Here is a 26,303-nt window from a genome sequence, read left to right on the forward strand (position 1 = left end):
AGTTGACGATCTGTGTCAGTGCTGCCGGTGTGGTGTCTTCGAGCAGGTCGCGTAGTTGTGACCGGGTGGTGATGGGTCCGGTTCGCCAGGAGGGGTGATCTCGGCTGGGAGCCCTATGACGCCGCTGGTCGATGACCGGGGGCGTCGCGCTCTCCCGCTCCCCCGTGTTGGCGGGGGTTGCGGAAATGTCGGCGGCGGCGGGTAGGTTGGCGATCACGTCGTCTGCTGTCGCCGGCTGGAAGGAATCGCCGAGATCATGCGGCCCGCTGCGTTGAACCGTCTGTCGGTCGCCGAGGCGGCCGATCGTTATGTGGAGCTGGTCCGGGCGCGGACGTTGACGGGTGGGTTGTCGCCGGCGACGGCGGAGGTCTATGCGCGGGATGTGGCGACGTTCGTGGAGCTGGCCGGCGGCGGGCGGGTGCTGGACGATCTGGACGGGGCCGATGTGGACGCGGTGTTGCTGGCGTTCGCGCGTAAGCCGGATGGGCGGCGCCCGGCCGCGGCGGTGGTGGAGCGGTCTGCGGGTGGGGCGGTGCAGAGCGCGGCCTCTCAGGCGCGGTTTCGGCGTTCGGTTTCGGCGTTGTTCAAGTATGCGGTGCTGGCGGGGTGGGTGCAGGTGGATCCGATGGCGTCGGTGACGGTGTCGGCGCGTCAGCGGGGCGGGTTGCGGGCCGAGCGGCGGGCGTTGACGCGGGAGCAGGCCACGGGGCTGATCGGCGCGGCGCGGGCCCTGGGGGCGGGTGAGAGCGCGGGGCCGGTGGCGGGGCGGGCGCGGCGGCGGGATCAGCGTATGGAGGTGCGTGACGCGCTGGTGGTGTTGCTGCTGGTGGCGGTGGGTCCGCGGGTGTCGGAGCTGGTGCGGGCCAATGTGGAGGATTTCTTCGTCAATGACGGGGTGCGTTATTGGCGGATTTTCGGTAAGGGGGGCCGGACGCGGGATGTGCCGTTGCCGGCGGATGTGGCGGTGGTGCTGGAGGGGTATCTGGGTGGTGAGCGGCGGCGGTGCGTGGGGGGCGGCTCCGGCGGTGGGGGCGGTGCGGGTGGGGCGTTGTTGTTGTCGTGGCGGGGCAGGCGGCTGGCGCGGGGTGATGTGCAGGCGGTGATCGATCGGGTGCAGCGGGGGGTGGAGGTGGCGCATCGGCGTACGGTGACTCCGCACGGGTTGCGGCATACGACGGCGACGCATCTGCTGGCCGATGCGGTGGACATGGACGCGGTGCGGCGGGTCTTGGGGCACAGTGATCTGTCGACGCTGGGGCGTTACCGTGATGAGCTGCCCGGGGAGCTTGAGGTGGCGATGCGGGCGCATCCGTTGTTGCGTGATCGGCGTGAGCGGTGAGGGGGCTAGTGCTCCCCTGTTTCGGTGGTGCGGCGGCGGTCGCGTTTGCCGCGGGCGATCTCGGTGGTGAGGGCGTCGAGGTGGGGGGCCCAGAAGCGGCGGAAGGCGGCGAGCCAGGTGTCGGCTTCGCGTAGGCCGGCCGCGTCGACGGTGTAGAGGCGGCGGGTGCCTTGGGGGCGGACGGTGGCGAAGCCGTTGTCGCGCAGGACGCGCAGGTGCTGGGAGACGCCGGGCTGGGAGATGCCGAATTCGCGCTGGATGGCGGTGGTGATCTCCCCGGCGGGGAGTTCGCCGTCGGTGAGGAGTTCGAGGATTCGGCGGCGGACGGGGTCTCCCAGGACGTCGAAGGCGTGCACGCCACCATCGTGTCAGGAACCACTTATATAAGTCAACGCTGATTTATGTGGGGTGGTGGCCGGTGAGGGCGGCCACGGCGCGGTCGACGTCGTCTTCGGTGGTGTAGAGGTGGAAGGAGGTGCGGATCCGGCCGGCGCGTACGGCGGTGCGTACCCCGGCCTCGGCCAGCCGTCGCAGTGCGGCGGCGTCCGCCGGGGCGGTGGCGATGGCGCCGCCGGTGGGCGCAAGGCCCAGGCCGGCGCAGAAGCGGGCGGCCAGCGCGGTGTCGTGGTCGTGGACGGCGGGCACGCCGATACGGCCGAGCAGTTCCAGGGTGACGGCGGCGCCGACCTGGCTGAACCACGCCGGGGACAGGTCGAAGGCTCGGGCGGCGGGGGCCAGGCGCAGCGGCGGCCCGTAGTAGGAGCCGCCGGGGTCGGAGCCGGCGTACCAGTTGGCGGCGATGGGGCGCATGTGCTCGCGGGCGCGGGGCGACAGGTAGGTGTAGGTGGCGCCGCGGGGGGCCATCAGCCATTTGTAGGCGGCGCAGGTCAATAGGTCGAAGCGGGTGGCCTGGACGGGCAGCCAGCCGCACGCCTGGGTGGCGTCGGTGACGGTGAGGGCGTCGTGGTCGCGGGCGGCGGTGAGGATGTCGGCGGTGGGCGCCGGGCGGCCGTCGGCCGATTGCACCAGGCTGAAGGCGACGACGTGGGTGCGGGGGGTGACGGCGTCGGCGAGGCGCTCCAGCGGGACGGTGCGCAGGCGGGTGCTGACGGCCCAGGGGAACAGGTTGGAGGTGAACTCCTCTTCGGGGACGAGGACCTCGGCGCCGGGGGGCAGGGCGGCGGCCAGGGCCGACAGTGCCTGGGAGACGGTGGCGCCGATGGCGATGTCGGCGGGCGGGGCGGCCACGAGGCGGGCGAAGGCGTCGCGGGCGCGGCCGGTGGCGGCGTCCCAGGCGGTCCAGTCGGTGTCGCCGCGTTGCCATTGGGCGATGACGCGCTGGAGTTCGGCGACGGCGGTGCGCGGCGGCAGGCCGTAGCTTGCGGTGTTGAGCCAGCCGGGCTGCGGGTCCCACAGGTCGCGCGCGGCGTGCAGGGGAAGGGGGTCGGGGGTGGGCGCGGTCATCGGCGGGTGCGGGCGTACGGCGGGTGCATCGGGACCTTCCGGGTGGGTGATCGATGCTTCCACGGTATCGGCCGGGGCGGCAGGCGCGTGGGAGTGGGCGAATCGCTTGCAACCGTAGTCGAATGCGTGTTCCACTTGACCTCATGGGTTGGGACGCGCTTTCGCTCATCGACCCCGGCGCCGCCCCCGCCGGTCCGCGGATGCCGCGCGGCGCGGTGGTGCGGGCCGGCCCGGAGGGCACGTGGCTGGCCGAGGTGCAGGCCCGGGTGGCGCTGGAGCGTTTGCCTGATGTGGCCGAGCCGGTCGAGGGGTGGGGGGTGAGCCCGTATCGGGGGTGTGCGGCGGCGTGCCGCTACTGTTCGGGGCGGGGCGCGCATCGCCGGCTGGGCCTGGATGCCGGGGAGGGTTTCGCGACGCAGATCGTGGTGCGGCCCAATCTGGTGCGGTTGTTGCGGGAGGAGCTGGCCGCGCCGGCGTGGCGGGGTGAGCCGGTCGCGGTCGGGGTGGGCGGTGACTGCTACCAGCCGGCCGAGGAGCGGTATCGGCTGATGCCGGGGTTGCTGGCGGCGTTTCGGGATGCGGGCAACCCGTTCACGGTGTACACCAAGCGGGCGCTGGTGGCGCGGGATGCGGAGTTGCTGGCCGAGGCGGCCGGCGCGGCGGGCGGCCGGGTGGCGGTGTCGATTGCGTTCGTCGATGAGCAGGTGCGGCGTGCGGTGGAGCCGGGCGCGCCGAGCGCGCAGCGGCGGCTGGAGCTGGTGTCGGAGCTGGTGTCGCGGGGGGTGCCGTGCGCGGTGACGATGGCGCCGATCCTGCCGTGCCTGACCGATGGCGCCGATCAGCTTCAGGCGACGATGCGGCGGATCGCGGCCAGCGGCGCCGGTGAGGTGTTGCCGCTGGTGTTGCGGCTGCCGCCGGGGACGCGCGAGTGGTTTTTCGGGTGGCTGGGCGAGCGGCACCCGCGGCTGGTGGGGCGGTATGAGGAGTTGTACGGCCAGGGCGCCGACGCCGATCCGGCCTATCGGGGGCGGATCATGGGGCAGGTGGGCCGGCTGGCGGCCGCGTTCGGGTTGCGTGGTGCCGGGCCGCTGGCCGGCGCGCCGCGTCCTCGCGCGCATCAGCTCGCGCTGGTGTAGCCCCGCTCCCCCGCTGGATCGGCGGGCGGGCGGCGCGTAGGATCCGGCGATGGAGATTCGCCATGGCGGGCTTGGGGACGTGCCGGCGGTGCTGGCGATGTTCGATCGCGCGGTGGCCTGGCTGGTGGGCCAGGGCCGCGTCGGGCAGTGGGGGCAGGAGCCGTTCTCCCGGCAGGCGGCCCGGGTGGAGACGGTGAGCGGGTGGGCCCGCGGTGGCGGCATGCGGATCGCGATGCTGGACGGGCGCCCGGCCGGGTGCATGGCGCTGGGCGCGGCGCTGGGTTATGTGCCGCCGGTGGAGGAGCCGGAGCTTTACGTCCAGGGGCTGGTGACCGATCGCCGGTTCGCCGGGCGGGGGGTGGGGGCGGCGCTGCTGGAGCGGGCGGTGGCCGAGGCGGTGCAGGCCGGGGCGGGGCTGGTGCGGGTCGACTGTTACGCCGGTGGCGATGGGCGGCTGGTGCGCTATTACGAGGGGCGGGGGTTCGTGCGCGCGGAGTCCTTTTCGGTGGGGGGCTGGCCCGGGCAGGTGCTGCAGCGCAGGGTGGGGCCGGGCGCGGCGGGCGGGCCGCGCCCGTGAACGGGCCGCGCCGGCGGCGGGTCAGGACAGGGCGCTGCCCTTCTTCCACTGCTTGAACGGCATCTGCCAATAGCCCCAGCCGTTGTTCCATTCCAGGTCCCGGCTGGTGCCCTTGACGATCACCACGTCGCCGCGCTGCATGGTGTCGTAGAACCATCTGGCCTGGTCGGGGCGGGCGTTGATGCAGCCGTGGCTGACGTTTTGGCGGCCTTGGGCCCAGACGTTGTCCTTGGCGTGGACGTACTCGCCGGAGTTGGAGATGCGCACCGCGTGATTGATCATCACGTCGTAGTACTCGGGGTCGCCCTTCTTGCGGCCGGGGGAGATCATCCGGACGGGGTTGGCCTTTTCCATGGTGAGGTGGACGCCGCTGGTGGTGGTGTATTCGCGGGTGGTGGCCTTGCCGGCGCTGATCAGCATCTTCTTGACGGTCTTGCCGTCACGTTTGACGATCATGGTCTTCTTGCGGGCGTCGACGGTGCTGATGACCTTGGCGCCGATCTTGATGGTCTTGGTGACGTCCTTGACGCCGTACATGTCGCGGGCGGCGCGGACGCCTTCCAGGTCGGCGGTGAAGGTGACCGTCTGGTGGGCGGGCCAGTACTTGGCGGTGCGGTAGATGATGCGGTTGTCGGCGAGCCACCGCCAGGCGCCCTGGACGGGCTTTTCGGCCTCGACCTTCAGGGCCTTTTCCACCGCGCGGCGGTCGCCGACGGACTGGTTGAAGGTGACGATGATGGGCGCTCCGACGCCGACCTTCTCGCCTTTGAGGCTGGGGGTGACGTCGGCGATGGTCAGTTCGCGGGCGGGTTTGAGGGTGGTGAAGGTGCTGGTGTGCTCGGCGGGGCCGCCGGGGCCTTGGGCGGTGGCGGTGACGGTGTAGGTGGTGGCGGGCTTGAGGGGGCCGCTGGAGACCCAGCGGGACTTGGCGGCGTCGAACTTTCCGTCGACCGGCTCCTGGTCGCCCTTGGCGGTGACGGTGACCTCCTGCAGGGCGCCGTCGGCGGCGGCGATGACGACGCGCTTTTCGGGGCGGACCTTCTTGGCGGCGTCGGCGGGGGTCACCGTGATGGTGGGCGGTGAGGCGGCGGCGGGTTTTTCCGCCGAGGCGGGGGCCGTGCCGGTGGCGGGGGTACCGGAGCAGGAGGCGGTCAGGAGGGCCGATGCCGCCACCGCCAGTCCTGCCAGCGGCCCCTTCCAGCGGCGGTCAACGTTGTGCACTGCTATCTCCCCCAGTACGGCAAAGACGGTCAACCCTAGCGGGGTATGACACTAGATCGGACATAATCACCTTGATCACCACATACATGGACACGCCCCGTATCCATTCTCCCCCAAGTCGCGGTAAGTTCCGCATCAAGCGAACGATCCCCACGTAGTAGACGTCTCAACTGTCACAAAAGTTCACAAGGGATCCGGATAAATGTGGGCGGACGCGGGGGTCTGCGGCGCGGTCAAGGGCAGGTCAGGACGGCGCCGGGGCGCAGGAGGGCGCGGCCGGGCGGGGGGCAGGCGCCGGAGGCGCGCCGAAGATCAGCGGGCCGGGGTCAGGCGGTGGGTCAGGCCGGTGTGGCGGCGGCCGGCGCCGCGGGTGCGGATCGCCTGGGCCAGCGCGCGGCGCGAGCCGACGATCACCACCAGGCGTTTGGCCCTGGTGACGGCCGTGTACAGCAGGTTGCGCTGCAACATCATCCACGCCGAGGTGGACAGCGGCACCACCACCGCGGGGTACTCGCTGCCCTGGGAGCGGTGGATGGACACCGCATAGGCGTGGGCGAGCTCGTCGAGCTCGTCGAAGGCGTACTCGACCTGCTCGTCCTCATCGGTCAGCACGGTCAGGGACTGGTCTTCGGGGCGGATGGCGGTGACCACGCCGACGGTGCCGTTGAACACCCCGGCGGTGCCCTTTTCGTAGTTGTTGCGAAGCTGGGTGACCTTGTCGCCGACGCGGAAGACGCGCCCGCCGTAGCGGCGTTCGGGCAGGCCCTCGCGCGCCGGGGTGACGGCCTCCTGCAGGGCCGCGTTCAGCGCCCCGGCGCCGGCCGCGCCGCGGTGCATGGGGGCCAGGACCTGCACGTCGCGGCGGGCGTCCAGGCCGAACTTGCGGGGGATGCGCCGGGCCACGACATCGACGGTCAGGGCGGCGATCTCCTCGGCGTCATCGCAGGGGAACAGGAAGAAGTCGTTCATGCCGGCCAGGGTGGGCGGCAGGCCGGTGTTGATGCGGTGGGCGTTGACGACGACGCCGGACTGCTGGGCCTGGCGGAAGATCTGGGTGAGCCGCACCCGGGGGATCTGCTCGGCGGCCAGCAGGTCGCGCAGGACCTCCCCGGCGCCGACGGAGGGAAGCTGGTCCACATCGCCCACCAGCAGCAGGTGGGCGCCGGGCGGGACGGCCTTGAGGAGCTTGTTGGCCAGCAGCAGGTCCAGCATGGACGCCTCGTCGACCACGACCAGGTCGGCGTCCAGCGGGTTGTCGCGGTCGAAGGTGGCATCGCCGCCGGGGCGCAGTTGCAGCAGGCGGTGGACGGTGGTGGCCTCGTGCCCGGTCAGCTCGGCCAGGCGTTTGGCGGCGCGGCCGGTGGGGGCGGCGAGGATGACCTTGGCCTTCTTGGCGCGGGCCAGGGTGACGATGGAGCGCACGGTGAAGGACTTGCCGCAGCCGGGGCCGCCGGTCAGGACGGCGACCTTGGCGGTCAGGGCCAGCCGTACGGCCTGGGCCTGCTCGGCGGCCAGGTCGTGGCCGGTGCGTTCGCGCAGCCAGGCCAGCGCGCGGTCCCAGTCGACGTGGGCGAAGCCGGGCATGCGGTCACCGCCGCCGCGCAGCAGCCCGGTCAGGGAGGCGGCCAGGGACAGTTCGGCGCGGTGGAAGGGCACCAGGTACACCGCCGGGACGCTGCCCTGCTCGGTGGGGACGTCCTCGCGGATGACGCCTTCTTCGGCCACCAGGTCGCCCAGGTGGGCGGCGACCTGGTCGGCGGGCACGCCGAGGATCTTGACGGCGTCGGTGACGAGGTTGGGGGCGGGCAGGTAGCAGTGGCCGTCGTCGGCGGCCTGGGACAGGGTGTAGCGAAGGCCGGCCTTGACGCGTTCGGGGCTGTCGTGCGGGATGCCGACGGCCTGGGCGATGGTGTCGGCGGTCTTGAAGCCGATCCCCCACACATCGTCGGCCAGCCGGTAGGGCTCGGTGCGGACCACGTCGATGGAGCGTTCGCCGTACTGCTTGAAGATGCGCACCGCGATCGAGGTGGACACCCCGACGCCCTGGAGGAACACCATCACCTCCTTGATGATCTTCTGTTCCTCCCAGGCGGCGGCGATCATCTTGGTGCGTTTGGGGCCCAGGCCGGGGACCTCGGCCAGGCGGGCGGGGTCCTTTTCGATGACGTCCAGGGTGTCGGTGCCGAAGTGGCCGACGATGCGTTCGGCCATCTTGGGGCCGATGCCCTTGATCAGGCCCGAGCCGAGGTAGCGCTGGATGCCCTGGATGGTGGCCGGCAGCACGGTGTGGTAGGACCAGACCTCGAACTGCCTGCCGTAGCGGGGGTGGGAGGTCCAGCGGCCCCTCAGCCGCAGCGACTCCCCCACCTGGGCGCCGAGCAGCGGGCCGACGACGGTCAGCAGGTCATCGCCGCCGCGTTCGGTGGCCATGCGGGCGATGGTGTAGCCGGTCTCCTCGTTGGCGTAGGTGACGCGTTCTAAGACCCCGGTGATGGTGGTGCCGGGGGGTTCTCCCGGCGGGGCCTGGTGTGCCATGCCCGGTATTAAACCAGCCGCCGCCGACGGCGGGCGGCGGCCGGGCGGATGGGCGGATGGGCGGGTGAGTCGGGCGGGGTCAGGGGCGGCGGGCGGCGATGCGGGCGATCAGGTCGGCCAGGCGGGCGGTCTCCTGCTCGGTGTTGTAGTGGTGCACCGAGGCGCGGATCGCGGCGGGCACGGGGTGGGCGTCCAGGCGGTGGTGGGCGATGTCGGTGACGCTGACGTTGACGTTGTGCCGGCGCAGTTCGCGTTTGACGTCGGCGGCCTGGTGGCCGTGCACGTCGAAGGTGACGATGCCGCAGCGGCGTTCGCCGCGGTCCAGGACGGTGATGCCGGGCAGGCCGGCCAGGTCGCGGCGAAGGCCGTCGGCGAGGGTCTGGATGCGGCGGCCGGTGGCGGCCAGGCCCACCGCGCCGGCGTAGTCGGCGGCCACGCCGAGGCCGATCTGGGCGGCGACGTTGCGTTCCCAGGTTTCGAAACGGCGGGCGTCGGGGCGGATGTCGTAGCGGCCGGGGGCGGTCCAGGTGGCGGCGTGCAGGTCCAGGAACGGCGGTTCCAGGCGGGTGATCAGGTCGCGGCGCACGTACAGGAAGCCGGTGCCGCGCGGGCCGCGCAGGAACTTGCGGCCGGTCGCCGAGAGCATGTCGCAGCCGATGTCGGCGACGTCGACGGGGAACTGCCCGATCGACTGGCAGGCGTCCAGCAGGAAGGTGACGCCGTACCGGCGGCACAGGGCGCCGATCCGCTCGGCGGGGTTGATGAGCCCGTTGTGGGTGGGGACGTGGTTGACGGCGACCAGGCGGACGCCTCCGCGGTCGAGTTCCGCGGCCAGGGCCGGCAGGGACATCTGGCCGTGTTCGTCGTCGGGTACGGCCTGGACGCGGGCGCCGGTGCGGCGGGCGATCTGGGCGAAGGCGATGCCGTTGCTGGCGTATTCGCTGGTGGTGGTGAGGATGCGCGCGCCGGGTGCGAAGGGGATGGAGTAGAAGGCCATGTCCCAGGCGCGGGTGGCGTTCTCGATGAGGGCGATCTCGTCGGGGGCCGCGCCGATGAGGGCGGCGATGGCGTCGTAGCTGCGGGCGATGGCCTTTTCGGCGTGTTCGGCGGCCTCGTATCCGCCGATGCGGGCCTCGAGTCGCAGGTGGGCGGTGACGGCGGCGGTGACCGGGCGCGGGGGCAGGGCCGCGCCGGCGTTGTTGAAGTGGGCGACGTGGGCGCAGCCGGGGGTGTCGGCGCGCAGGGCTTCGACGTCGATGCCTTCGCTCATGTCCTTCATGGTGCCGCAGGGGCGGCGGGGCGGCGGCCCCAGCACGGTACATGCAGTTGCAGGCATATAACCGTAGCGGTATGTTGAGGGGGTGTCCGTACCTTTCGACGTACTCGCCGAGCCGGCCCGGCGCCGCATCCTGGACCTGCTGCTGGAGCGCCCGCGCTCGGTCGGCGAGCTGACCGAGCGCCTGGCCCTCACCCAGCCCGGCACCTCCAAACACCTGCGGGTGCTGCGCGAGGCGGGGCTGGTGACGGTCCGCCGCGAGGCGCAGCGGCGCTGGTATGAGCTGCGCCCCGAACCGCTGGCCGAGATCGACGCGTGGCTGGCCCCCTACCGCAGGCTGTGGGCGGCGAGCCTGGACGCCCTGGAGGCCCACCTGGACTCCCAGGCCGATGAGATGACCGGACAGGAGGATGTGACGTGAGCGCGGAACAGACCTTGCGCACCGAGGAGGGCCGCAGCGTGCTGCGCATGCGGCGCAGGCTCGCCCACCCGCCGCACACGGTGTGGCAGGCCCTGATCGACCCCGCCCGGCTCGCCCGGTGGTTTCCGGCGGAGGTGGAACTGGACCTGCGGATCGGCGGCAAGGTGACCTTCGCCGGCGCCGGCGCCGGGGTGATCACCGAGCTGGACCCGCCGAAGGTGATCGCCTACACCTGGGAGGGGGAGAACCTGCGCTGGGAGGTGATCCCCGACGGGGAGCACAGCCTGCTGGTGTTCACCCACATCTTCGACGACCACTACGGCGCGGCCAGCTACGCCGCCGGATGGCAGGCGTGCGTGGCGGGCCTGGACGAGCTGCTGGCCGGGGTCGCGATCAGCGAGCCGGGGCGGATGCTGGACGCCCACGAGGCGCTGGTGGCGCAGTTCGGGCTGGACGCCGGGGTGATCGCCGACTCCCCCGCCGGGTGGCGGGTGCGGTTCGAGCGGCAGCTCACCCTGCCGGTCGGGCAGGTGTGGCAGATGCTGCTGCAGGGCGCGGAGCGGCCCGCGCCCGGCGATGGGCCGCCCGCGGCGTTCACCACCGGCGCGGTGCCGGCCGCCGAGGTCACCGAGGTGTGGGACGACGGCGGCGACGGCGGGGCGGCGCGGGCCGGGCTGGAGTACGCCTGGCGCTATGACGAGCGGCCCGCCGGGCGGGTCCGTTTCGAGCTGGCGCCCGGTACCGGCCACGGGGCGCGGCTGGTGCTGACCCAAAGCGGCCCGGCCGACCTGCCCGATGCCCGGCAGGTGGCGCTGGCGGCCTGGCGGGAGCACATCGCCGCGCTGGCCGCGCGGATCCGCCGCGCGGCGGGCTGAAACCCGCAAGGGGGGCGCGATAGGTTGGGCCTGTCATGAGCGATCACAGCGCGCGGCCGGCGCTGGAGCCGATGCCCGAAGACTGGCGCACGGCGCTGGCCATCGTCGCCCACCCCGATGACCTGGAGTACGGCACCGCCGCCGCCATCGCCGGCTGGACCGACGAGGGGCGCAGCGTGTCCTATCTGCTGGCCACCCGCGGCGAGGCGGGGATCGACACGATGGACCCGGCGCGGGCCGCGCCGGTGCGCGAGGGTGAGCAGCGGGCCGCCGCGGCCGTGGTCGGGGTGGAATCGGTGGAGTTCCTGGGGCTGGCCGATGGCGCCATCGAGTACGGGCCGGCGCTGCGCAGGGAGCTGGCGCTGGCGATCCGCCGCCACCGCCCCGAGCTGGTGATCACCGTCAACCATCATGACACCTGGCCCGGCGGGCGGGTGTGGAACACCCCTGATCACCGGGCGGTGGGGCGGGCCGCGCTGGACGCCGCCATCGATGCCGGCAACCGGTGGATCTTCCCCGAGCCGGGGCTCGCGCCGTGGGACGGCGTGCGGTGGGTGGCGGTGTCGGGCTCGCCGTATCCGACGCACGCGGTGGCGGCCGGGCCGGGGCTGGAGCGGGCGATCGCCTCGCTGGTGGAGCACCGCTCCTACATCGGGGCGCTGACCGGCCGCGACCCGCAGGAGTACGCCCGGGAGCTGCTGGGCGGGGCCGCGAAGGCCGAAGGGGCGATGTTCGGCGGGGTGGCGGCGGTGGCGTTCGAGCTGTTCACCCGCTGATCGCGGTCGCCGGGCAAACCGGTGGGCAAGCCGGTGGGCAGGGTCAGCGGGCGGCGTGTCCGGCGGCGGCTTCAGTGGCGGCTTCGGCGGCGGTGCGGGTGGCCTCGATGAACGACTTGTGCCTGGCGCCCCACTCCCCCAGCGGGGCGAGCGCCTGGTTGAGGGAAAGGCCCAGGTCGGTCAGGGAGTATTCGACCTTGGGCGGGACCTGGTGGTAGACCTCGCGGTGGACGACCTCGTCGGCCTCCAGTTCGCGAAGCTGCTGGATCAGCATCTTCTCGCTGACGCCGGGGACCTGCCGTTTCAGCTCGCCGAAGCGGTGCGGGGCGCCGTCACCGAGGGCCCACAAGATCAGCGCTTTCCATTTGCCGCCGACGACGTCGACGGCGGCGTCCAGCCCGCACAGGTACGGCTGTCTCGGCATGGCCCCATCCCCAGGTAGTACCGGCTTTTTGGTGAGTACCGGCGCAGGTGCCGGTACTCACCCAGCCTAATGGGCGGGCATCGCCGCCGGGCGGGATCACATCGACGCGATGGGCTTCGGGCGGCCGATCAGCGGCCGGCCATGATGGGGGCGGGCGCACCCAGGCCGCCCGGGGACCCTGCGGGGCGTACGTATGCGGGCGGTGAGGCTGATGCGCGCCATCGGCAACCTGTGCATCGGACACGACGGCGACCCCAGGCGCGGCGACAGCGGTGCTCTAGGCGTGGGTGCGTACCGGCAGCGCGGTCAGGCCGTGCATGAGCATCCCTTCGCGCCAGGTGAGCCGGTCCACCGGCACGGCCGGTTGGAGCAGGGGAAAGCGCCCCAGCAGTTGCCCGAAGGCGACCTCGCCTTCGACGCGGGCCAGCGGGGCGCCCAGGCAGTAGTGGATGCCGTGCCCGAAGGCCAGGTGCTGAGCGGGGTTCCTGGTGATGTCGAAGCGGTCCGCGTCGTCGTAGCGCCCGGCGTCGCGGTTGGCCGACAGCAGGCCGACGATGATGAGCTGCCCCGCGGGGATGTCCACCCCGCCGATCGTCACGGGCGCGGTGGTGTAACGGTAGGTGCCGGTGCTGACCGGCCCGTCGTAACGGAGGAACTCCTCGATGGCGCCGGGCAGGAGCGCGGGCTCGGCGCGCAGGCGGGCCATCTGGCCGGGGTGGGCGAACAAGGCGCGCATGCCGTTGCCGATCAGGTGGACCGTCGTCTCATGCCCGGCGACCAGAAGCAGCCAGGCGGTGCTCACCAGCTCGACGTCGTCGATCCGGCCGTCTTCGTCGTGGATCCGGACCATGGCGCTGATCAGGTCATCGGCCGGGGCGGCGCGTTTGGCCGCGCACAGGTCCGTCAGGTACGCCAGCGTTTCCTCCGCCGCGGCCACCACCTGCTGCGGGTCGTGGGCCGAGCCTTCGATGGTGGTGTTGGACAGGTGGATCATCCGCGGCCAATCGGCCTCGGGCACGCCGAGCAGTTCGCCGATCACCATCGCGGGCAGCGCGATCGCATAGTCCTTGAGCAGGTCGAACTCGGGTCCCAGCGGATCGAGCAGGCGCGCGCTGATCTGTTCGATGCGCGGGCGCAGGGCCCGGATCCTGCCTGCGGTGAAGGCTTTGACGGCGATGCGGCGCAGCCGCGTGTGATCGGGCGGGTCGGAGAACAGCATGGTGTCGGGGACGACCGCCGCCGCGCCGCTGCTGTCGCCGCCCTCCAGTTCGTTGGCCTTGAACACCTGGAGGTTGCCCGCGAAGGCCTTGCTGATGCGGGGGTCGGTCATCGCGGCCTTGACGTCCTCATAGCGGGTGATCAGCCAGATCTTGACCCCGCGGGAGGTGGCGGTCGGCGCCACCGGGCCTTGGCCTCTGAGCCGGGCGTAGACCTGGTGCGGGTCGCGCAGATAGTCCTGATCGAAAACGCTGGTGATCATCGCTCTCCTCCGGATCGGCCCTGTGCCGCGTCTTGCGGGTGCGGCCGTACGCGCCGCCCGGTCACCGCTCCCGGCCCCGGCCGCCACATACCGTAATCGAGTTCGATCAGGGCCTTGCTACGGTCATGGCCGGTGAGAAGCGACGCGGCCGGCGTCCGGGGACATGCCGCGACGGATCGGGATCAGGCCCGCAGCGCGTCCAGGGCGATGTCCAGGGCGAGTATCGACGCGCTGTGGTCGTCGGTGGCCTTGCCTCGCAGGGCTCCCCCCTCGAAGGTGTCGATCAGGAAGGCGGCCAGGTCACGGGCGGGGCGGACGGAGGAGATCTCGCCCGTGTGCTGGCCGCGTTCGATCAGCGTGGCCAGCGCGCAGGTCCATCCGTCGAAGCCCTCCTGCACGGCCGACCGCACCTCCTCGCCGGTGGTCGGTGAGTCGCTGGCCATGGTGACCAGCAGGCAGCCGTACCCGACGCCGGTGGCGCGGGTGCGCTCGGCCTGGACGGCGAAGTGGGCGCGGATCCGCTCCAGCGCCGTGTGCTCCCGGCCGCCACCGGCGTCGAGCATGCTGAAGTCCGTGGCATCGCAGTAGCGGCGCACGATCTCGGCGGCGAGTTCCTGCTTGCTCTGGAAGTGGTTGTAGAAGGACCCCTTGGGGACGCCCGCGGCGCTCGTGATGTCCTGCACGCTGGCGCCGTTGAACCCCTTGCGCCGGAACACCGACTCGGCGTACTCGACCAGTTTTTCCTTCACACTCGGGCGAGGCATACCAGGCAATATGACCGGTCTCCTTAAGTATGTCAAACGCGTGCTGCGCTGGGGCGATGAGGGCATGGAGCCCGCCGCCGATGCGCCGGCCGGGCCGCGGGGTCCCGGCTTGACTATACTAAGACGACCGGTCATATTAGCCGTTGGCGGGATGCTCCGGACGGCCGAAATCCAGCAAGGACCGGCCCAGGGCGTTTCCCCGCCGCGGCACCCGAACCACGAACCACAGGAGTTGACATGCCTGAACCCATCGCCCCCTCCGTCGCCGTCGCCTTCCACTCCGGCTACGGGCACACGGCGGTCCTCGCCGAAGCGGTCCGCCGCGGAGCGGTCGGCACCGGCGCCGGCGTGCCCTTCGTCGCGGTGGACACCATCACCGACGAGCAGTGGCGGCAACTGGACGACGCCGACGCCATCATCTTCGGCTCCCCCACCTACATGGGCAGCGCCACCGCCGCGTTCCACGCCTTCGCCGAGGCCACCAGCCGCCGCTTCGTGGAAGGCCGCTGGGCCGACAAGCTCGCGGCCGGCTTCACCAACTCCGCATCCAAGAACGGCGACAAGTTCAGCACCCTCGCCTTCTTCGTCACCTTCGCCGCCCAGCACCGCATGCTGTGGGTCAGCCTCGGCCTCGCCCCGGGCTGGAATTCCACGACCGGCTCCGAGAACGACCTCAACCGCCTCGGCTTGTGGACCGGCGCCGGAGCCCAGACCCCGCTGGACGGCGGCATCGACACGGTCCACACCGCCGACATCGCCACCGCCGAACACCTCGGCTCCCGCGTCGCCCGCCAGGCCGCCCTGCTGGTGGCCGGCCGCCGCGCCGCCTACGTCACCACCTGAACCGACCCCGGCGTCCGGCCTCGGCGTACCGGCACCGGCGATGAAGTCGATGGCGCGCCCCTCGGCGCACCGCGTCCGAGGGGCCGGCGATGGCCGGCCGCCGTCCCTCGGGCACGGGCAACGACAGGCCGTCGAACACCGTGCGGTCGCCATGCCGGAAGGCGACGGACTCCACCTCCAGGTCATGGCCCACCGGCTGGATCGTTCCGGTGCTTGCGGCAGCGGCTCGATGCGGACAACGGCGGCGAAGCTCCACCGGTAGGGGCGCAGTAGCCCTGCCATGGAGTGGCCCTGATCCCTCGCCGGCGCGAAGCCGGTTGTGGTCATCGCCGCATCGCCACGCGATAGAAGGCCGCCAGCGCGTCGTCGATGGGATGGGGCTGCGGCCTGCCCGTGGCGCCGAGCCTGTTCCACCTTTGCAGGTTCACCGCGACGGACATCTGCCGTTTGCCGTCAGCGCTGATCATGGAGAGCGTTCCACCGCCCCAGACCGTACCGCCGTGGCCCCAGAAGGTCCCGCCGCCAGGGCCCTCCATCGGGTGCAGGCCCAGGCCGTACTCGATCAGCTTGCTCTCCTGGGAGATGATGGAGACGGTGCGTCGCATCTGCGTCAGTGACGACCGGTTGACGATCTCGCCGGCGAACAGCAGGCCGTAGAAGCGGTTGAGGTCCGCGACGGTCGATGTCAGGGAAGCCGCCGGCCCTGCGTACGACATGTCGAAGACGCTGTAGTCGCGCGGTGGGTCGATCATGCCGAACCACGCCTCATAGAGCCGCGACTGCGGCCCGCTGACGTGCGGTCCAGCGGGAAACGCGGTGTCTGACAGCCCGGCGCGCTCGATGACGTTCCGGGTGATGCACTCTTCGGCCGTGGTGCCGGTCACCTGTTCCAGGAGTTGGCCGAGGAGCAGGTAGTTGGTGTTGGAGTACAGCCCGGGAGTACCGCCCGGGGGGCCTGCGGCAGGTGCGGTGACCCCCAGTTCGATCAGTTCGGTGGGGTCGAACCGTGTCAGCCGGTGGTCGTCCAGGCTTTGCGGCCCGGTGTCCGCAAGGGCGGGGAACGCCTTGAGGGAGGGGTAGGCGTAGGGGAGGTATTCGGCGAGGCCGCTGGTGTGGTTGATCAACATCCGGACCGTGATCGCGTCACCGCGTCCTCCGGGAACGAGCTTCGGCAGGTAGCGGCCGATCGGCGCGTCGAGACCGATCTGGCCGCTTTCGACCTGTTGCAGCACGGCGGCGGCGGTGAAGGTCTTGGTGACGCTGCCGACGCGGTGTCGCATGTCGGCGGTGATGGGGCGGCCGGTGGCCACGTCGGCGGTCCCGGCCGCGCCGCGCCAGACCTGGCCGCCGTGGCGGACTTCGGCGAACAGGCCCGGTATCCCGGCGCGGCGGACGTCCTCCATGGCGGTGTTCAGCTCGGCGGGATCCATGACATTCGTCCTTTCGTATTGCCCGGTGTGCCCACACCGACATTATGCACGCGGCGCGTGCAACAGCAAGTGCATAGGCTAGGCTGAGTCCGGCGAGAGGGTGAGATGACAGGCAGAAGACGCTGGTCGGCCGAGGAGATCCTGGAGACGGCGGCGGAGTTGCTGTGCACGGGCGACGCCGAGTCGTTCAGCGTGCGCAAGCTCGCCGCGGTGCTCGGCACCGACTCCTCCAGCCTCTACCGGCACTTCCGCAGCAAGACCGAACTGCTGCGCGCGGTCGCCGACCGGATCCTGGTGGCCGCCATGGACGGCTACCGCCCCGAGGGCGACTGGAAACAGCGCCTCACCGCGCTGGCCCTGCGCGTGCGTGAGGCATCCGGACGGCAGCCGCAGCTCGCCGCGGTCTGGGGACGCTACGCCTCAGGCGGCATCGGCTCCCGGCTGGTCATGGAGGAGACGCTGCAGGCGCTGCGCGCGTCGGGGCTGCCCGACGCGGAGATCCCGGCGCACTACCACCGGATCGCGGTCCTGATCGCGGCGTTGATCGCCTCTGAGGCGGGGATCAGCGCCCTCACCCCCGAAGAGCATGAACAGGGCATGGAGCTGTTCCGCGTCGCGGTCCTCGGCGCCGACCCCGAACGCTTCCCGGCCCTGGCTCACTTCGCCCGCGACGTCCGCCCGCTCGGGGCCGACCGCCGCGCCGCGTTCGAAGAGATCCTCGCCGCGCACCTGGCCCACATCGAGGCCGCGATCCCCCCGGGGTAGCCGGCCGGCCCGTCGCCGGCCACCGCCGTTCTCCCGCATGCCCGGGTGGCCCTTGAAGCCATGAGCCGGCAGGCGTGGGGGGCGAGTTCGTGGCCGGTGCCGTACTCGGCGGTCCCGGCCGTGCCTTGGGAGCCAGGCGGGCCTTGGCGGTGCCCCGGCTCGCAGGGGAAGCCCGATCCCGCCATGGCGGACCTGCGCTCACACATCAGATATTTGAACGATCGTACTAGTTGTACTATGGTTCAAATATGTGCCCGCAACGGAAAGATGTCACGACGCAGGCCGGGCCGCAGCGTGCCGGAGTGCGGGAATGGCTCGGCCTGGCACTGCTGGCGCTTCCTACCGCGCTGCTGGGGTTCGACGTCACGGTTTTGTACCTGGTGTCGCCGAGCATGGCCGCCGACCTGAATCCCACGGCCACCGAGACCCTGTGGATCATGGACGCCTACGGCTTCTTCATCGCCGGGTTCCTCATCACGATGGGAACCCTGGGAGACCGAATCGGCAGGCGGCGCCTGCTGATGATCGGCATCACCGCGTTCGCGGCCGTGTCGGTCCTGGCCGCGTTCGCGCCGAGCGCCGGCCTGCTGATCCTGGCGCGGGCGCTGCTCGGCGTCGCCGGCGCCACGCTCATGCCCTCAACGCTGTCCCTGATCAGCAACATGTTCGCCGACGTACGCCTGCGGGCCGTGGCCATCGGCGTGTGGGCCACCATGTTCTCCCTCGGCATGGCCGCCGGCCCGATGGTGGGCGGCGCCCTGGTCGACCGGTTCTGGTGGGGGGCGGCCTTCCTGCTGGCGGTGCCGGTGGCGGCCATCGTCCTGGCCGGGGCGCGCGTACTGCTGCCCGAGTACGCGGCGCCCGGCCAGGGCCGGATCGATCTCATCAGCGTCGCCCTGTCGCTGGCCGCCATCCTGCCGGTGGTCTACGCCGTCAAGCACCTCGCCGCACACGGCATCGACGCGCTGACGCCACTGCTCGCGCTGCTCGCCGCCGCGGCCGGGACCGCCTTCGTACGCAGGCAACTGCGGCTCGCCTCCCCCCTGCTGGACGTGACGCTGTTCGCCGACCGCGGCTTTTCCGCCGCCCTGGCGGTACTGCTGATCGGGCTCGTCGGCGTGGGCGGCACGATGTACCTGGTCACCCAGTTCCTGCAACTGGTCGAAGGACTGTCACCGGCCGAGGCCGGGCTGTGGATGGGGCCGCCGGCGCTGGCGATGTTCGCCGCCGCCATCGGCGCGCCGATCGTGGCCAGGCGCATCCGCCCGGGAACGGTCATGGCCGCGACACTGGGACTCTCCCTGATCGGCTACCTGCTCCTCGGCACGGCGGGCAGCGACGGCTGGGTGAGCGTCGTGAGCGGCTTCGCCTTCATCTACCTCGGCCTGGGGGCCATCGCGGCGCTGGGCACCGACATCGTCGTCGGAGCCGCGCCGGCGGCGAAGTCGGGATCGGCGGCGGCGATGTCGGAGACCGTGCAGGAACTCGGCCTGGCCGTGGGGGTCGCACTGCTGGGGAGCCTCACCACGGCCGTCTACCGTTCCCGGGCCCAGGCGCCGGAACAGGCCGCACCGGAGATCGCCCAGCGTGTCACCGACAGCCTCAGCGGGGCCTTGGCGCTGTCCGGCCGGGTCCCCGCGGGCACGATCCGCGATGCGCAGGCCGCGTTCACCACCGGCCTGAACATCGCCGCCCTCACCGCGGGCGCCGCGATCGTGGCGGTGAGCGCGTTGTGCCTGCTCATGCTCAGGCACATCCGCCCGATCGGGGAATCCGGGCCGTGATCGTCTAACCTGGTGACGGGAGGGCGCATGGGCGAGGACAAGACCGCGGACGGACGCAAGGCCAGAGGCGACAAGCGCCGGGCCGAGATCATCGAGGCCACCCTGGCGGTCATCCAGCGCGAGGGGGCGGCCGGAGTGACGCACCGCACCGTCGCCAAGGAGGCGGGCATCACCGTCAGCCTGAGCACGTACTACTTCGCCACCCTCGACGACCTGCTCGTCGGCGCCCTGACCAGCATCGCCGAGTCCTACACCGCGCGCATCCGCCACATCATCGACGAGCATGAGGACAAGCTGCGCGGCCTGGCCGAAATCGTCGCCGAATCCGCCGGCCCCGGCCGCGACCGCGCCCTGGCCGAACGCGAACTGTCCACCCTCGCCGCCCGGCGGCCCGCCCTGCGCCCCGTCGCCCGGCGATGGCGCGAGAACGTCGCCGAACTGGCCCGGCACTGCACCGACTCCCCCGAGGCCGTGGCCGCACTCGTCGCGACCTGCGACGGGCTCTGCGCCGCCATCCTGCTCGACAACGCCCCCGCCGACACCGGCTACGTGCACGACGTCCTGCGACAGGCGATCGGCGCCGCCCCCAGTACGGGGATCGGCCGGACCGGCCCGCTGCAGACCACGAGGTGAACGGCCCGGGAAACCGCCGCCCCCGCCACCGCGCCGCGCATCGAGCGGAAGGGGCCCGGTAACACCGAGGAACCTTCGGCCGGATATGGGCGCGACCTGCGCTTACCTCAGGTGAGGTGACCTCGCTGCGCCGACGTTGGTGCCTGCCCGGGCAGGGTCGCCGCCTTCGGCGAGCGCGCAGTCGAGGGGGGACCGGTCGATCAGATGATCCGGCCATCACCGATAGCGCCGGCCAGGTCGGCGTTGCCCTCGCACGTCAAAGCCCGCGCCCACGCGTCCGGCTGTTATGTGTTTCAGCCGCAACGGAATGAGCCAGCGCCTGCACATCTTTCATGTGCTGGTTGAACCTTTTCTTGACATCGCCTTCGTCCGTTGTCTGGGTGGTCCACTCGCGGCAGACACATGCACCGTACCAACCCTCGGTTCTGCTATCCGGATCGGGATGAATCTCTAGGAGATGTGCGTCGGGATCGATGAGCGGATCTTCCCAGTATGGCGGCCATTTGCTGCCCATGGAGATCACCTCCGTGAAAGAGGAGCTATGGAGTGCCCTTGGTGTTCTCTGTGGAATCGGTTTCGAGGTGTGATGTGACCGGCCTATCCGGCGGCGTCGAGCGATGAGGCTCGACATCATCGCCAGGTTACGGGCAGCTCGATGGGGCCGGTCACCGCATGGCCGAATTTTCGCGGGATCGATTCCGCCGCAATTGCCAACCTCAGCTCTGGCAAGTATTCCACTAACAGGCCGATGGCGATCACCACCGCTTCATGGCCGAGATGGCGGCCAACGCAGTAATGGATGCCGTGGCCGAATGACAGGTGCCCGCGCCCCTCGGTGGCACGAGTGAAGTCCAGCCGATCCGGGGTGTCGAACACCCGCCCATCATAATTGGCTGCATCCATCGAGGGGATGACCACGTCACCCGCCTTCAAGCACTCTCCCCCGGGGAGCCGGACATCATGCATGACGCGTCGGGGCATGCCATCAGCCGCACCATTGGAGAACATCCTCTCCAACTCGGTCACTGCACCGTTCAGCATCCCAGGGTGCTGCACCAGGTATTTGAATCCGCTTTCGTGTCCGAGATGGGCGCGGCTTAGCAGTACCTGCGTAAAAGTCCCGATATTCCCGGTTGTAGTTTCCCAGCCGCCGATGAGTAGGGCGATCGGCAGCATGATCACATGTTCGGGAGGGAAATCCTGGGCATGTGCTGCAATATGCGACAGCAGGTCGTCCGCGGGCTGTCGGCGCCGTTGCTCGATCAGTGTGCCGAGATACTCCGCCATAACGGCTCCTGACGCGCGCGCCTTCGCGCGTGTGGCATGCGATGTCGCGAGGAACGACGTGCTCGATTTGTAGAACGCCTCCCGGTCCGCTTCCGGTAAGCCGATCAGATCACATATTGCGTTTAAGGCAAAAGGCAGAGCGAAGCTCTTCATCAAATCGGCGGGGTCGCCTTGATCGACCATTTCCTTGAGGAATCTATCGCCTTGGCGAATAAGCTCGGGGCGTCGCCGGGCGACCGCACGCGCGGTGAACGACGAGCCGACGAGGCGCCGCAGCGCCGTGTGCCCGGGCGGATCCATGCCGAGGAGGGTCCCGGCCAGGCCTGGGACGTCGTCCACATCCAGGGCATGTTCCCGGGAGAATCGGGTGTCCTGGAGAACGAACCTCACATCGTCCCAGCGAGTGACCAAGAACGCGTGCCCGCAGGCCCGCTGAACCGCCACCACTCCGGTCGGCGTCTCTCGGATGTGGTGATACAGCGGATTGATGTCCAAGGGGGGCCGGTTGATGCCCTGCGCATCCTGATTAAGAGGGTGACGGATCTCTCTGATGTCCCAGGGTATATCCGACGTCATAATAACCATCCTCCACGAGGGTGCGGGTGAGGGCATCGGCCCGATGCGCAGCCATCCCGGTCAGGATCACCGTAGAACAGCGGTGATCAATCCTGCAGAGAGCGGCAGGTTAGAGATCTGTGATCGAGCGGTGTTAGAACAGTGGCATACGTCGGGACGCCCAGCAGATAACGGACAGTTGGTTGCATAAGCTGACAGAAGTCTGGAAAAGGTAGGTATGTGACGAGGCGTCGCACGTAGTTCTCGCCGGAGTTCAAGGAAGAAGCCATCCGCATGGTGCTGGAGGACGATCGGACGGTCACGTCAGTGGCGCGGGAATTCGAAATCAACACCGGCATCTTGGGCAATTGGTGATCCGGCGTCGGACGGCGAGCAGGCAGGACGGACGGCAGCCGATCTCGGGGCCGAAGCGTGCGCTGATCCGGGAGCTGGAGCGGCAGATGGCCGAGCTGCGGGAGAAGCCGACGTTCTCGAAACAGGCGGCGGCCGATCACCGATGACGCTCGCCAAGTACGAGCTGATCGACGCGGACAAGGCACACCATGCGATGCGCCTGGCTGGGAGTGCCCCGCTCAGGCTACGACGGATGACGCGACCGGCCGGGCCTCGGCCGCCGTGCAACGTCGAGTTGGCGTTGGAGGTTCTGGCCGCGGGTGGAGCGACGGGCGTAGCCGATACGGATCTCGCTGCGCTGGGCGGGGAAGGCGGCCAGCGGGCCGGCTGGTAGCCGCAAGGCGCGGGCCACGCCCGTCGTTCTCTCAGCAAACGGCGTTCGGGGGTCGTTGAACCACCAGAGGTGCTGAAGGAGTAGCCCGCTGTGCCCTCTGCCGGGCAGCGAGCGGCATGATCACCACTCGTGGTTTTCGGGTTCTTCGCGCGGCCAAGGTGTAGTGCCTGTCAGGCGGTGCCCACGTACTTGAAAGTGCCTTTTGTAAGCCTCCTTTTACTCACTCATGATGGTGTTACGCACTACTAGTGAGGTTAGGAAGGAAGATGGCTGAGCAGGTAACGCGACCCGAGGGGTCGCAGGTCGTCATCGAGGTGTGGGCCGACCTGGGCTGCCCTTGGTGCTACGTAGGAAAGCACCGGCTCCAGGCCGCGATCTCACAGCGCCCGGATGCGGATCGGTTCAAGATCATGATGCGATCCTTCGAGCTGGACCCGGAGGCGCCGCAGGAGCTGGAGAAGAATGAGGAGAGCTTCATCCGGACCCACGGCGGCACCGCCGCCAACGTCCTCCAGGCGGAGCGCCAGATGCAGGCCATGGCTCACAAGGAGGGGCTCGAATACTTTGTGGACCGCCTGAACGCCAGCACGTTCAACTTGCACCGCGTGGTGCAGTACGCAGGCGACCAGGGCCTCGGGTTCGAGTTCTTCTCCGACGTGCAGGACGGCTTCTTCGCGGGCACCCTCAACCCCTACGACTCGGACGCTCTGGCAGGCGTCGCGGAGTCGGTCGGGCTGGACGGGCAGCGAGTCCGCGAGATCCTCGCGGGCAACGAGTACGCCGACCGCGTGCGCGCCGACCGGACCGAGGGCCTGGAGCTAGGCGCCACCGGCGTCCCATTCGTTGTCCTCGACCGCCGGGTGGCCGCCCCGGGCGCCCAGAAGGTCCCTGTCTATGCCCGGTTGCTGGAGCAGGTGGCCGGGCCGGTGCCGGGTGAGCGTGTGTCATGAGCGGGGCGAGGGGCGGGCTTGAGATCGTGGCGGCCCCCGCCGGCGGGTGGTGCGAGCCCGATACCAGGGTGTGCCACATCGTCACCGCCGACGAGGCAGCGAGCGCTGAGGCGGACAACGAGGACGCCGCGGGCGAAATGCCAGGAGTGCCCGACGTGCCCGACGCTACGCGGCGATGAGCGCCACCGGCACCACCTCAGCCTGCCGGCGCGCTGACCGCGGCCTTGCCCCGGCCGACCCCGGTCAGCTCGCTGGCGGCCCGGTTGCCGGCGATCTCGCTGTGGTGGGTGGCGGCCCAACCGGCCATCGCCATCACCGCGTCGATCAGCGACCGGCCCAGCTTCGTCAGCTCGTACTCCACTCGCGGCGGGACCTCGGCGTACGCGGTCCGGGTGATCAGGCCGTCGCGCTCGAGATGCTTGAGCGTCTGGGTCAGCATCCGCTGGGAGATCCCTGGGATGCTCGCGTGCAGGTCGGAGTAGCGCAGCGAGCCGGCGCTCAGGGTGCTGATGGTCAACACCGTCCACTTGTCGCCGATGCGGTCGAGCACCTCACGGATGAAGGCGCTGTCCTTCGGCCATGCCTGGCACGGACCGGTGATCTGTCGCGCTGACGCCATCTCCATTCCCTCTCATTCGGGTGCAACCGCACTACCAGTATGTAACACCTACGGGGCGGTCACACCGATCCACGACCCCCGCCCGCTCTCGGAGCGTCGCCCAGTCCTTCCTCCAAGGCCGGGAGGGCAAGGTCGTTCACCGCGACCTCGCCGCCGCACGCGTCACACCTCAATTCAACGGAGAGTGATTCCTGTGAACGCACACGACACCATCGTGGTCGGCGCGGGCCCGGTCGGGCTGTGGATGGCGGCGGGCGACCGCTGGTCCTGGAACGGGCCGAGCAGCGCAGCCCGCACTCGAAGGCGCTGGCCGTCCACCCGCGCTCGATCGAGGTAGTGGCGATGCGCGGGCAGGAACAGGGCTTCCTCGACGGCGGACCGCCCGTGCCGGACGGGCACTTCGGCATGCTGCCCGCTCGCCTGGACTTCCGAGAGCTGGCCACGCCGGTTCCCGTTCATGCTCGCGCACCCGCAGCTGGGCCCTCGGGTGGTGATCCGGCGCGGGCACCAGGTGTCCAGGCTGAGCCAGGACGAACAGGGCGTGACACTGCGGGTCAGCGGGCCGGACGGCGAGTACGAGATCACCGCGGACACGTGGTCGGGGCGGACGGCGCGGGCAGCACCGTGCGCCAGGCGGCGGGCATCGACTTCCCCGGCACCGACTCGACCGTCTTCGGCTTCCTCGGCGACGTCGAGCCGGCCGACCCGCCGGAGCGGCCGTGCTTCTGGCACAACGAACACGGCGCGCTGATCGTGGCCCGATCCCCGGCGGGCGCTACCGCGTCACCGGGTACGCACCGTCAGCCCTCACCCCGCCCCTGGAGTCCCTTGGATCGGCGGGGGGACCTGACCGGCCGCGACGTCCTGTGGATGTGGGACGAGGGCGGGAGTCGCTCGCGCCGGTCTGACTCAGCGCCGGAGGAGCTCGTCGAAAATCTCCACCAGCTCCGGCCGGCCGAACGGCCCGACATGGGGCGCCGCGACACTCCGTACATCCGTCGGGTTGTCCGGGGTGAGCCGGTCGGCTTCCCGGATGAACCGGTCCTGCAACGCGAGGGGGATCAGCCGGTCCTGGGTGAAGCGCACGTAGGTGCGCGGGATCCGGCCCCAGGTGTCCGACTTGCCCGCCGCTTCGGCCATGGGGATGGTGGCGGTCTCGTCCGGTTCGAGGGCGTTGAGCATCCAGCGCGCCGCCTCGTCGGTGAAGTCGTCGGCGAGGCACTCCTTGATGCCGCGCATCGCGTCCGGGTCGGCCGTACGCCAGTTGATCCGGCTCACCCCCAAGGCGGCCGGGTCGGCGGCCATCGCCCGGACGACCTCGGGAAGAAGGCTGCCGGCGTTCTCCGGGGTGTCCAGGTAGGCGCTGAGGTTGGGCAGGTCAACGCAGCAGTACGCCGCCACGTACACCACCCGCTCCAGCAGGCCGGGGACGGCGTTGCCGACCCTGCTGACGGTGACGCCGCCCTGGCTGGCACCGGCCAGGATCACTGGGCCGAACCGGCGGACCCGGCGTACCACGCCCACGACCCGCTCGACGTAGTCGTCGATGGTGATCTTGGCGAGCGGCGACGGCTCGGTGGCCAGGCCCGCCAGGTCCTGCGGGGCCTGGTACGCGAGCGGGTAGTACGCCTCCTCGCCGTGTCCCGGCAGGTCGACGGCCACGCACCGGTGGCCGAGCAGGGTGAGCTCCCTGACCAGGCCGTTCCAGCAGTACGACGAGGTGTTGGTGCCGTGGATGAGCACCACGGTGGGCGATTCAGTCATTGATGTTCCTCTCTTCACCGGTGGGGGACGGCGGTCGCCACATCGGCCACAGGGGCGGGCCGTCGGCCACCTGGACCGGGGCTCCCAGGTCCTCGAACCCGTGCCGCAGGTACAGGGCCCGGCTCCGCGTCGAACTGGCCTCCAGGTACGCGCCGAGCCCGTCGGCGTCCGCCCGATCCAGCCGCTGCCGCAGCATCGCCGAGCCGAGCCCGGTGCCCCGCCGCTCGCCGGCCACGCCCATGCACGGCAGGTAGAGGTGCCGTGCGCCGGTGGGGTGCCGCCGGTTCAGCGCCTGGCTCAGTGCCCGCATCCGCGAACCGAAGGCCGCCCCGGTGTCCGGCTGGTCGTCGTGGAGCGTCTCGTCCGGGCCCAGCGTGAGCCAGATGGCGGCGCCCTCACCACCGTCCGTCAGGTACGCCTCGGCGGCGGGGTGGGTGAGCAGGAAACGGTAGAACACCGCCTGGAGACGACCACGTTCGCTCGGGTCGGGAAAGAGCCAGCACACGACGGGGTCGTCGGTGAACACCTCGACGAGGACGTCCACCACTGCCTGCGGCTCGGTTGCGTACGATGTATCAACTGCCATGGGTACACCGTATCGATAACTGTGTGGACGTGCGGGTTTAGGAGGATAAAG

Annotated in this window: 28 protein-coding genes and 1 pseudogene; 15 read left to right on the forward strand and 14 right to left on the reverse strand. The window is 70.7% G+C overall.

Translation table 11 applies throughout. The annotated features are described in order from the left end of the window. The first annotated feature begins 256 nt into the window (after positions 1-256). Positions 257-1,339, forward strand: coding sequence for a tyrosine-type recombinase/integrase (locus ACH34R_RS20270; protein WP_397563014.1), 1,083 nt, complete (start codon positions 257-259; stop codon positions 1,337-1,339). A 5-nt stretch (positions 1,340-1,344) separates the two neighbouring features. Here ACH34R_RS20270 and ACH34R_RS20275 read toward each other — a convergent pair whose 3' ends face one another. Together ACH34R_RS20275 and ACH34R_RS20280 are read right to left on the reverse strand one after the other, a co-directional pair. Continuing rightward, the gene (locus ACH34R_RS20275) at positions 1,345-1,695 is read right to left on the reverse strand and encodes an ArsR/SmtB family transcription factor (protein WP_397563015.1); all 351 of its coding nucleotides are present in this window, start codon (positions 1,693-1,695) and stop codon (positions 1,345-1,347) included. A 43-nt stretch (positions 1,696-1,738) separates the two neighbouring features. After that, entirely contained in the window at positions 1,739-2,803 is a 1,065-nt protein-coding gene (locus tag ACH34R_RS20280; RefSeq protein ID WP_397563016.1) for an aminotransferase class V-fold PLP-dependent enzyme, read from the reverse strand. Between the two features lie 122 nt (positions 2,804-2,925). Here ACH34R_RS20280 and ACH34R_RS20285 point away from each other — a divergent pair, with 122 nt between their 5' ends. Together ACH34R_RS20285 and ACH34R_RS20290 are read left to right on the forward strand one after the other, a co-directional pair. Continuing rightward, on the forward strand, positions 2,926-3,939 hold the full coding sequence (locus tag ACH34R_RS20285; protein ID WP_397563017.1) for a radical SAM protein: 1,014 nt from the start codon (positions 2,926-2,928) through the stop codon (positions 3,937-3,939). Positions 3,940-3,988: 49 nt separating this feature from the next. After that, positions 3,989-4,516, forward strand: a complete 528-nt coding sequence (locus tag ACH34R_RS20290) for a GNAT family N-acetyltransferase (RefSeq protein WP_397563018.1) — start codon at positions 3,989-3,991, stop codon at positions 4,514-4,516. 21 nt (positions 4,517-4,537) lie between these two features. On the opposite strand, the gene ACH34R_RS20295 is transcribed toward ACH34R_RS20290, so the two are convergent. From ACH34R_RS20295 to ACH34R_RS20305, 3 genes are all read right to left on the reverse strand, one after another. Then, complete coding sequence (locus ACH34R_RS20295) at positions 4,538-5,737, reverse strand: Ig-like domain-containing protein (RefSeq protein WP_397563019.1); 1,200 nt, start codon at positions 5,735-5,737, stop codon at positions 4,538-4,540. A 312-nt stretch (positions 5,738-6,049) separates the two neighbouring features. Next, positions 6,050-8,272 carry an ATP-dependent RecD-like DNA helicase gene (locus ACH34R_RS20300; RefSeq protein ID WP_397563020.1) on the reverse strand — a complete coding sequence of 741 codons (2,223 nt, stop codon included), beginning with the start codon at positions 8,270-8,272 and terminating at the stop codon, positions 6,050-6,052. A gap of 79 nt (positions 8,273-8,351) precedes the next feature. Beyond that, the gene (locus ACH34R_RS20305) at positions 8,352-9,542 is read right to left on the reverse strand and encodes an aminotransferase class V-fold PLP-dependent enzyme (RefSeq protein WP_397563021.1); all 1,191 of its coding nucleotides are present in this window, start codon (positions 9,540-9,542) and stop codon (positions 8,352-8,354) included. A 91-nt stretch (positions 9,543-9,633) separates the two neighbouring features. Between ACH34R_RS20305 and ACH34R_RS20310 the strand changes: the two genes are divergently transcribed. Genes ACH34R_RS20310 through ACH34R_RS20320 form a run of 3 tightly spaced genes read left to right on the forward strand, consistent with a single transcriptional unit; the run spans position 9,634 to position 11,620 of the window. Next, positions 9,634-9,969 carry an ArsR/SmtB family transcription factor gene (locus tag ACH34R_RS20310; RefSeq protein WP_397563022.1) on the forward strand — a complete coding sequence of 112 codons (336 nt, stop codon included), beginning with the start codon at positions 9,634-9,636 and terminating at the stop codon, positions 9,967-9,969. Then, on the forward strand, positions 9,966-10,844 hold the full coding sequence (locus tag ACH34R_RS20315) for an SRPBCC family protein (RefSeq protein ID WP_397563023.1): 879 nt from the start codon (positions 9,966-9,968) through the stop codon (positions 10,842-10,844). Before ACH34R_RS20310 ends, ACH34R_RS20315 begins: the two co-directional genes overlap by 4 nt. A gap of 35 nt (positions 10,845-10,879) precedes the next feature. Further along, positions 10,880-11,620, forward strand: a complete 741-nt coding sequence (locus ACH34R_RS20320) for a PIG-L deacetylase family protein (RefSeq protein ID WP_397563024.1) — start codon at positions 10,880-10,882, stop codon at positions 11,618-11,620. A 43-nt stretch (positions 11,621-11,663) separates the two neighbouring features. Here the strand turns inward: ACH34R_RS20320 and ACH34R_RS20325 are convergent, their stop codons facing one another. The 3 genes from ACH34R_RS20325 to ACH34R_RS20335 all read right to left on the reverse strand — a co-directional run bounded on the left by ACH34R_RS20325 (position 11,664) and on the right by ACH34R_RS20335 (position 14,288). Then, positions 11,664-12,044, reverse strand: coding sequence for a winged helix-turn-helix transcriptional regulator (locus ACH34R_RS20325; protein WP_397563025.1), 381 nt, complete (start codon positions 12,042-12,044; stop codon positions 11,664-11,666). Between the two features lie 277 nt (positions 12,045-12,321). Then, the gene (locus ACH34R_RS20330) at positions 12,322-13,524 is read right to left on the reverse strand and encodes a cytochrome P450 (protein ID WP_397563026.1); all 1,203 of its coding nucleotides are present in this window, start codon (positions 13,522-13,524) and stop codon (positions 12,322-12,324) included. 182 nt (positions 13,525-13,706) lie between these two features. After that, a complete protein-coding gene (locus ACH34R_RS20335; RefSeq protein WP_397563027.1) occupies positions 13,707-14,288 on the reverse strand; it encodes a TetR/AcrR family transcriptional regulator in 582 nt (193 codons plus the stop codon). 237 nt (positions 14,289-14,525) lie between these two features. Between ACH34R_RS20335 and ACH34R_RS20340 the strand changes: the two genes are divergently transcribed. After that, positions 14,526-15,131 carry a flavodoxin family protein gene (locus ACH34R_RS20340; protein ID WP_397563028.1) on the forward strand — a complete coding sequence of 202 codons (606 nt, stop codon included), beginning with the start codon at positions 14,526-14,528 and terminating at the stop codon, positions 15,129-15,131. A gap of 323 nt (positions 15,132-15,454) precedes the next feature. On the opposite strand, the gene ACH34R_RS20345 is transcribed toward ACH34R_RS20340, so the two are convergent. Further along, positions 15,455-16,561 carry a serine hydrolase domain-containing protein gene (locus ACH34R_RS20345; RefSeq protein WP_397563029.1) on the reverse strand — a complete coding sequence of 369 codons (1,107 nt, stop codon included), beginning with the start codon at positions 16,559-16,561 and terminating at the stop codon, positions 15,455-15,457. A gap of 105 nt (positions 16,562-16,666) precedes the next feature. Between ACH34R_RS20345 and ACH34R_RS20350 the strand changes: the two genes are divergently transcribed. The 3 genes from ACH34R_RS20350 to ACH34R_RS20360 all read left to right on the forward strand — a co-directional run bounded on the left by ACH34R_RS20350 (position 16,667) and on the right by ACH34R_RS20360 (position 19,743). Next, positions 16,667-17,326 (forward strand): TetR/AcrR family transcriptional regulator, encoded by a 660-nt coding sequence (locus tag ACH34R_RS20350; protein ID WP_397563030.1) that lies wholly within the window; start codon positions 16,667-16,669, stop codon positions 17,324-17,326. 248 nt (positions 17,327-17,574) lie between these two features. Continuing rightward, positions 17,575-19,110: an MFS transporter gene (locus tag ACH34R_RS20355; protein ID WP_397563031.1), complete on the forward strand. Its 1,536-nt coding sequence runs from the start codon at positions 17,575-17,577 to the stop codon at positions 19,108-19,110. Positions 19,111-19,137: 27 nt separating this feature from the next. After that, positions 19,138-19,743 (forward strand): TetR/AcrR family transcriptional regulator, encoded by a 606-nt coding sequence (locus ACH34R_RS20360; RefSeq protein WP_397563032.1) that lies wholly within the window; start codon positions 19,138-19,140, stop codon positions 19,741-19,743. Between the two features lie 256 nt (positions 19,744-19,999). Here ACH34R_RS20360 and ACH34R_RS20365 read toward each other — a convergent pair whose 3' ends face one another. Next, entirely contained in the window at positions 20,000-20,257 is a 258-nt protein-coding gene (locus ACH34R_RS20365) for a hypothetical protein (protein ID WP_397563033.1), read from the reverse strand. A 116-nt stretch (positions 20,258-20,373) separates the two neighbouring features. Beyond that, complete coding sequence (locus tag ACH34R_RS20370; RefSeq protein WP_397563034.1) at positions 20,374-21,606, reverse strand: cytochrome P450; 1,233 nt, start codon at positions 21,604-21,606, stop codon at positions 20,374-20,376. A 273-nt stretch (positions 21,607-21,879) separates the two neighbouring features. On the opposite strand from ACH34R_RS20370, the gene ACH34R_RS20375 reads away from it, so the two are divergent. From ACH34R_RS20375 to ACH34R_RS20390, 4 genes are all read left to right on the forward strand, one after another. Continuing rightward, complete coding sequence (locus ACH34R_RS20375) at positions 21,880-21,960, forward strand: hypothetical protein (RefSeq protein WP_397563379.1); 81 nt, start codon at positions 21,880-21,882, stop codon at positions 21,958-21,960. After that, positions 21,954-22,106 carry a hypothetical protein gene (locus ACH34R_RS20380; protein ID WP_397563035.1) on the forward strand — a complete coding sequence of 51 codons (153 nt, stop codon included), beginning with the start codon at positions 21,954-21,956 and terminating at the stop codon, positions 22,104-22,106. Before ACH34R_RS20375 ends, ACH34R_RS20380 begins: the two co-directional genes overlap by 7 nt. Before the next feature lie 493 nt (positions 22,107-22,599). Next, on the forward strand, positions 22,600-23,283 hold the full coding sequence (locus ACH34R_RS20385; protein ID WP_397563036.1) for a DsbA family protein: 684 nt from the start codon (positions 22,600-22,602) through the stop codon (positions 23,281-23,283). Next, entirely contained in the window at positions 23,280-23,462 is a 183-nt protein-coding gene (locus tag ACH34R_RS20390; protein WP_397563037.1) for a hypothetical protein, read from the forward strand. The genes ACH34R_RS20385 and ACH34R_RS20390 overlap by 4 nt, the downstream gene beginning before the upstream one ends. Positions 23,463-23,479: 17 nt before the next feature. On the opposite strand, the gene ACH34R_RS20395 is transcribed toward ACH34R_RS20390, so the two are convergent. Then, positions 23,480-23,902: a winged helix-turn-helix transcriptional regulator gene (locus tag ACH34R_RS20395; protein WP_397563038.1), complete on the reverse strand. Its 423-nt coding sequence runs from the start codon at positions 23,900-23,902 to the stop codon at positions 23,480-23,482. A 405-nt stretch (positions 23,903-24,307) separates the two neighbouring features. Here ACH34R_RS20395 and ACH34R_RS20400 point away from each other — a divergent pair. Next, positions 24,308-24,631 (forward strand): annotated as a pseudogene (locus ACH34R_RS20400) (FAD-dependent monooxygenase); the annotation flags it as partial. Positions 24,632-24,811: 180 nt separating this feature from the next. On the opposite strand, the gene ACH34R_RS20405 reads toward ACH34R_RS20400, so the two are convergent. Then, positions 24,812-25,666, reverse strand: a complete 855-nt coding sequence (locus tag ACH34R_RS20405) for an alpha/beta fold hydrolase (RefSeq protein ID WP_397563039.1) — start codon at positions 25,664-25,666, stop codon at positions 24,812-24,814. Next, entirely contained in the window at positions 25,659-26,252 is a 594-nt protein-coding gene (locus ACH34R_RS20410; protein ID WP_397563040.1) for a GNAT family N-acetyltransferase, read from the reverse strand. The genes ACH34R_RS20405 and ACH34R_RS20410 overlap by 8 nt, the downstream gene beginning before the upstream one ends. Positions 26,253-26,303 lie beyond the last annotated feature (51 nt).

Source organism: Spongiactinospora sp. 9N601 (assembly GCF_044326295.1).
Lineage (GTDB): Bacteria > Actinomycetota > Actinomycetes > Streptosporangiales > Streptosporangiaceae > Spongiactinospora > Spongiactinospora gelatinilytica.

What these genes read in the sequence shown, in the direction of transcription:
- ACH34R_RS20285 (WP_397563017.1), top strand. Translation starts at nt 2,926, where the DNA reads ATGCGTGTTCCACTTGACCTCATGGGTTGGGACGCGCTTTCGCTCATC.
- ACH34R_RS20350 (WP_397563030.1), top strand. Translation starts at nt 16,667, where the DNA reads ATGACAGGCAGAAGACGCTGGTCGGCCGAGGAGATCCTGGAGACGGCG.
- ACH34R_RS20300 (WP_397563020.1), bottom strand. Translation starts at nt 8,272, where the DNA reads ATGGCACACCAGGCCCCGCCGGGAGAACCCCCCGGCACCACCATCACC.
- ACH34R_RS20325 (WP_397563025.1), bottom strand. Translation starts at nt 12,044, where the DNA reads ATGCCGAGACAGCCGTACCTGTGCGGGCTGGACGCCGCCGTCGACGTC.
- ACH34R_RS20365 (WP_397563033.1), bottom strand. Translation starts at nt 20,257, where the DNA reads ATGGGCAGCAAATGGCCGCCATACTGGGAAGATCCGCTCATCGATCCC.
- ACH34R_RS20270 (WP_397563014.1), top strand. Translation starts at nt 257, where the DNA reads ATGCGGCCCGCTGCGTTGAACCGTCTGTCGGTCGCCGAGGCGGCCGAT.
- ACH34R_RS20355 (WP_397563031.1), top strand. Translation starts at nt 17,575, where the DNA reads ATGTGCCCGCAACGGAAAGATGTCACGACGCAGGCCGGGCCGCAGCGT.
- ACH34R_RS20375 (WP_397563379.1), top strand. Translation starts at nt 21,880, where the DNA reads ATGGTGCTGGAGGACGATCGGACGGTCACGTCAGTGGCGCGGGAATTC.
- ACH34R_RS20395 (WP_397563038.1), bottom strand. Translation starts at nt 23,902, where the DNA reads ATGGCGTCAGCGCGACAGATCACCGGTCCGTGCCAGGCATGGCCGAAG.
- ACH34R_RS20370 (WP_397563034.1), bottom strand. Translation starts at nt 21,606, where the DNA reads ATGACGTCGGATATACCCTGGGACATCAGAGAGATCCGTCACCCTCTT.
- ACH34R_RS20330 (WP_397563026.1), bottom strand. Translation starts at nt 13,524, where the DNA reads ATGATCACCAGCGTTTTCGATCAGGACTATCTGCGCGACCCGCACCAG.
- ACH34R_RS20280 (WP_397563016.1), bottom strand. Translation starts at nt 2,803, where the DNA reads ATGACCGCGCCCACCCCCGACCCCCTTCCCCTGCACGCCGCGCGCGAC.
- ACH34R_RS20320 (WP_397563024.1), top strand. Translation starts at nt 10,880, where the DNA reads ATGAGCGATCACAGCGCGCGGCCGGCGCTGGAGCCGATGCCCGAAGAC.
- ACH34R_RS20290 (WP_397563018.1), top strand. Translation starts at nt 3,989, where the DNA reads ATGGAGATTCGCCATGGCGGGCTTGGGGACGTGCCGGCGGTGCTGGCG.
- ACH34R_RS20335 (WP_397563027.1), bottom strand. Translation starts at nt 14,288, where the DNA reads ATGCCTCGCCCGAGTGTGAAGGAAAAACTGGTCGAGTACGCCGAGTCG.
- ACH34R_RS20410 (WP_397563040.1), bottom strand. Translation starts at nt 26,252, where the DNA reads ATGGCAGTTGATACATCGTACGCAACCGAGCCGCAGGCAGTGGTGGAC.
- ACH34R_RS20390 (WP_397563037.1), top strand. Translation starts at nt 23,280, where the DNA reads ATGAGCGGGGCGAGGGGCGGGCTTGAGATCGTGGCGGCCCCCGCCGGC.
- ACH34R_RS20345 (WP_397563029.1), bottom strand. Translation starts at nt 16,561, where the DNA reads ATGGATCCCGCCGAGCTGAACACCGCCATGGAGGACGTCCGCCGCGCC.
- ACH34R_RS20405 (WP_397563039.1), bottom strand. Translation starts at nt 25,666, where the DNA reads ATGACTGAATCGCCCACCGTGGTGCTCATCCACGGCACCAACACCTCG.
- ACH34R_RS20305 (WP_397563021.1), bottom strand. Translation starts at nt 9,542, where the DNA reads ATGAGCGAAGGCATCGACGTCGAAGCCCTGCGCGCCGACACCCCCGGC.
- ACH34R_RS20340 (WP_397563028.1), top strand. Translation starts at nt 14,526, where the DNA reads ATGCCTGAACCCATCGCCCCCTCCGTCGCCGTCGCCTTCCACTCCGGC.
- ACH34R_RS20360 (WP_397563032.1), top strand. Translation starts at nt 19,138, where the DNA reads ATGGGCGAGGACAAGACCGCGGACGGACGCAAGGCCAGAGGCGACAAG.
- ACH34R_RS20385 (WP_397563036.1), top strand. Translation starts at nt 22,600, where the DNA reads ATGGCTGAGCAGGTAACGCGACCCGAGGGGTCGCAGGTCGTCATCGAG.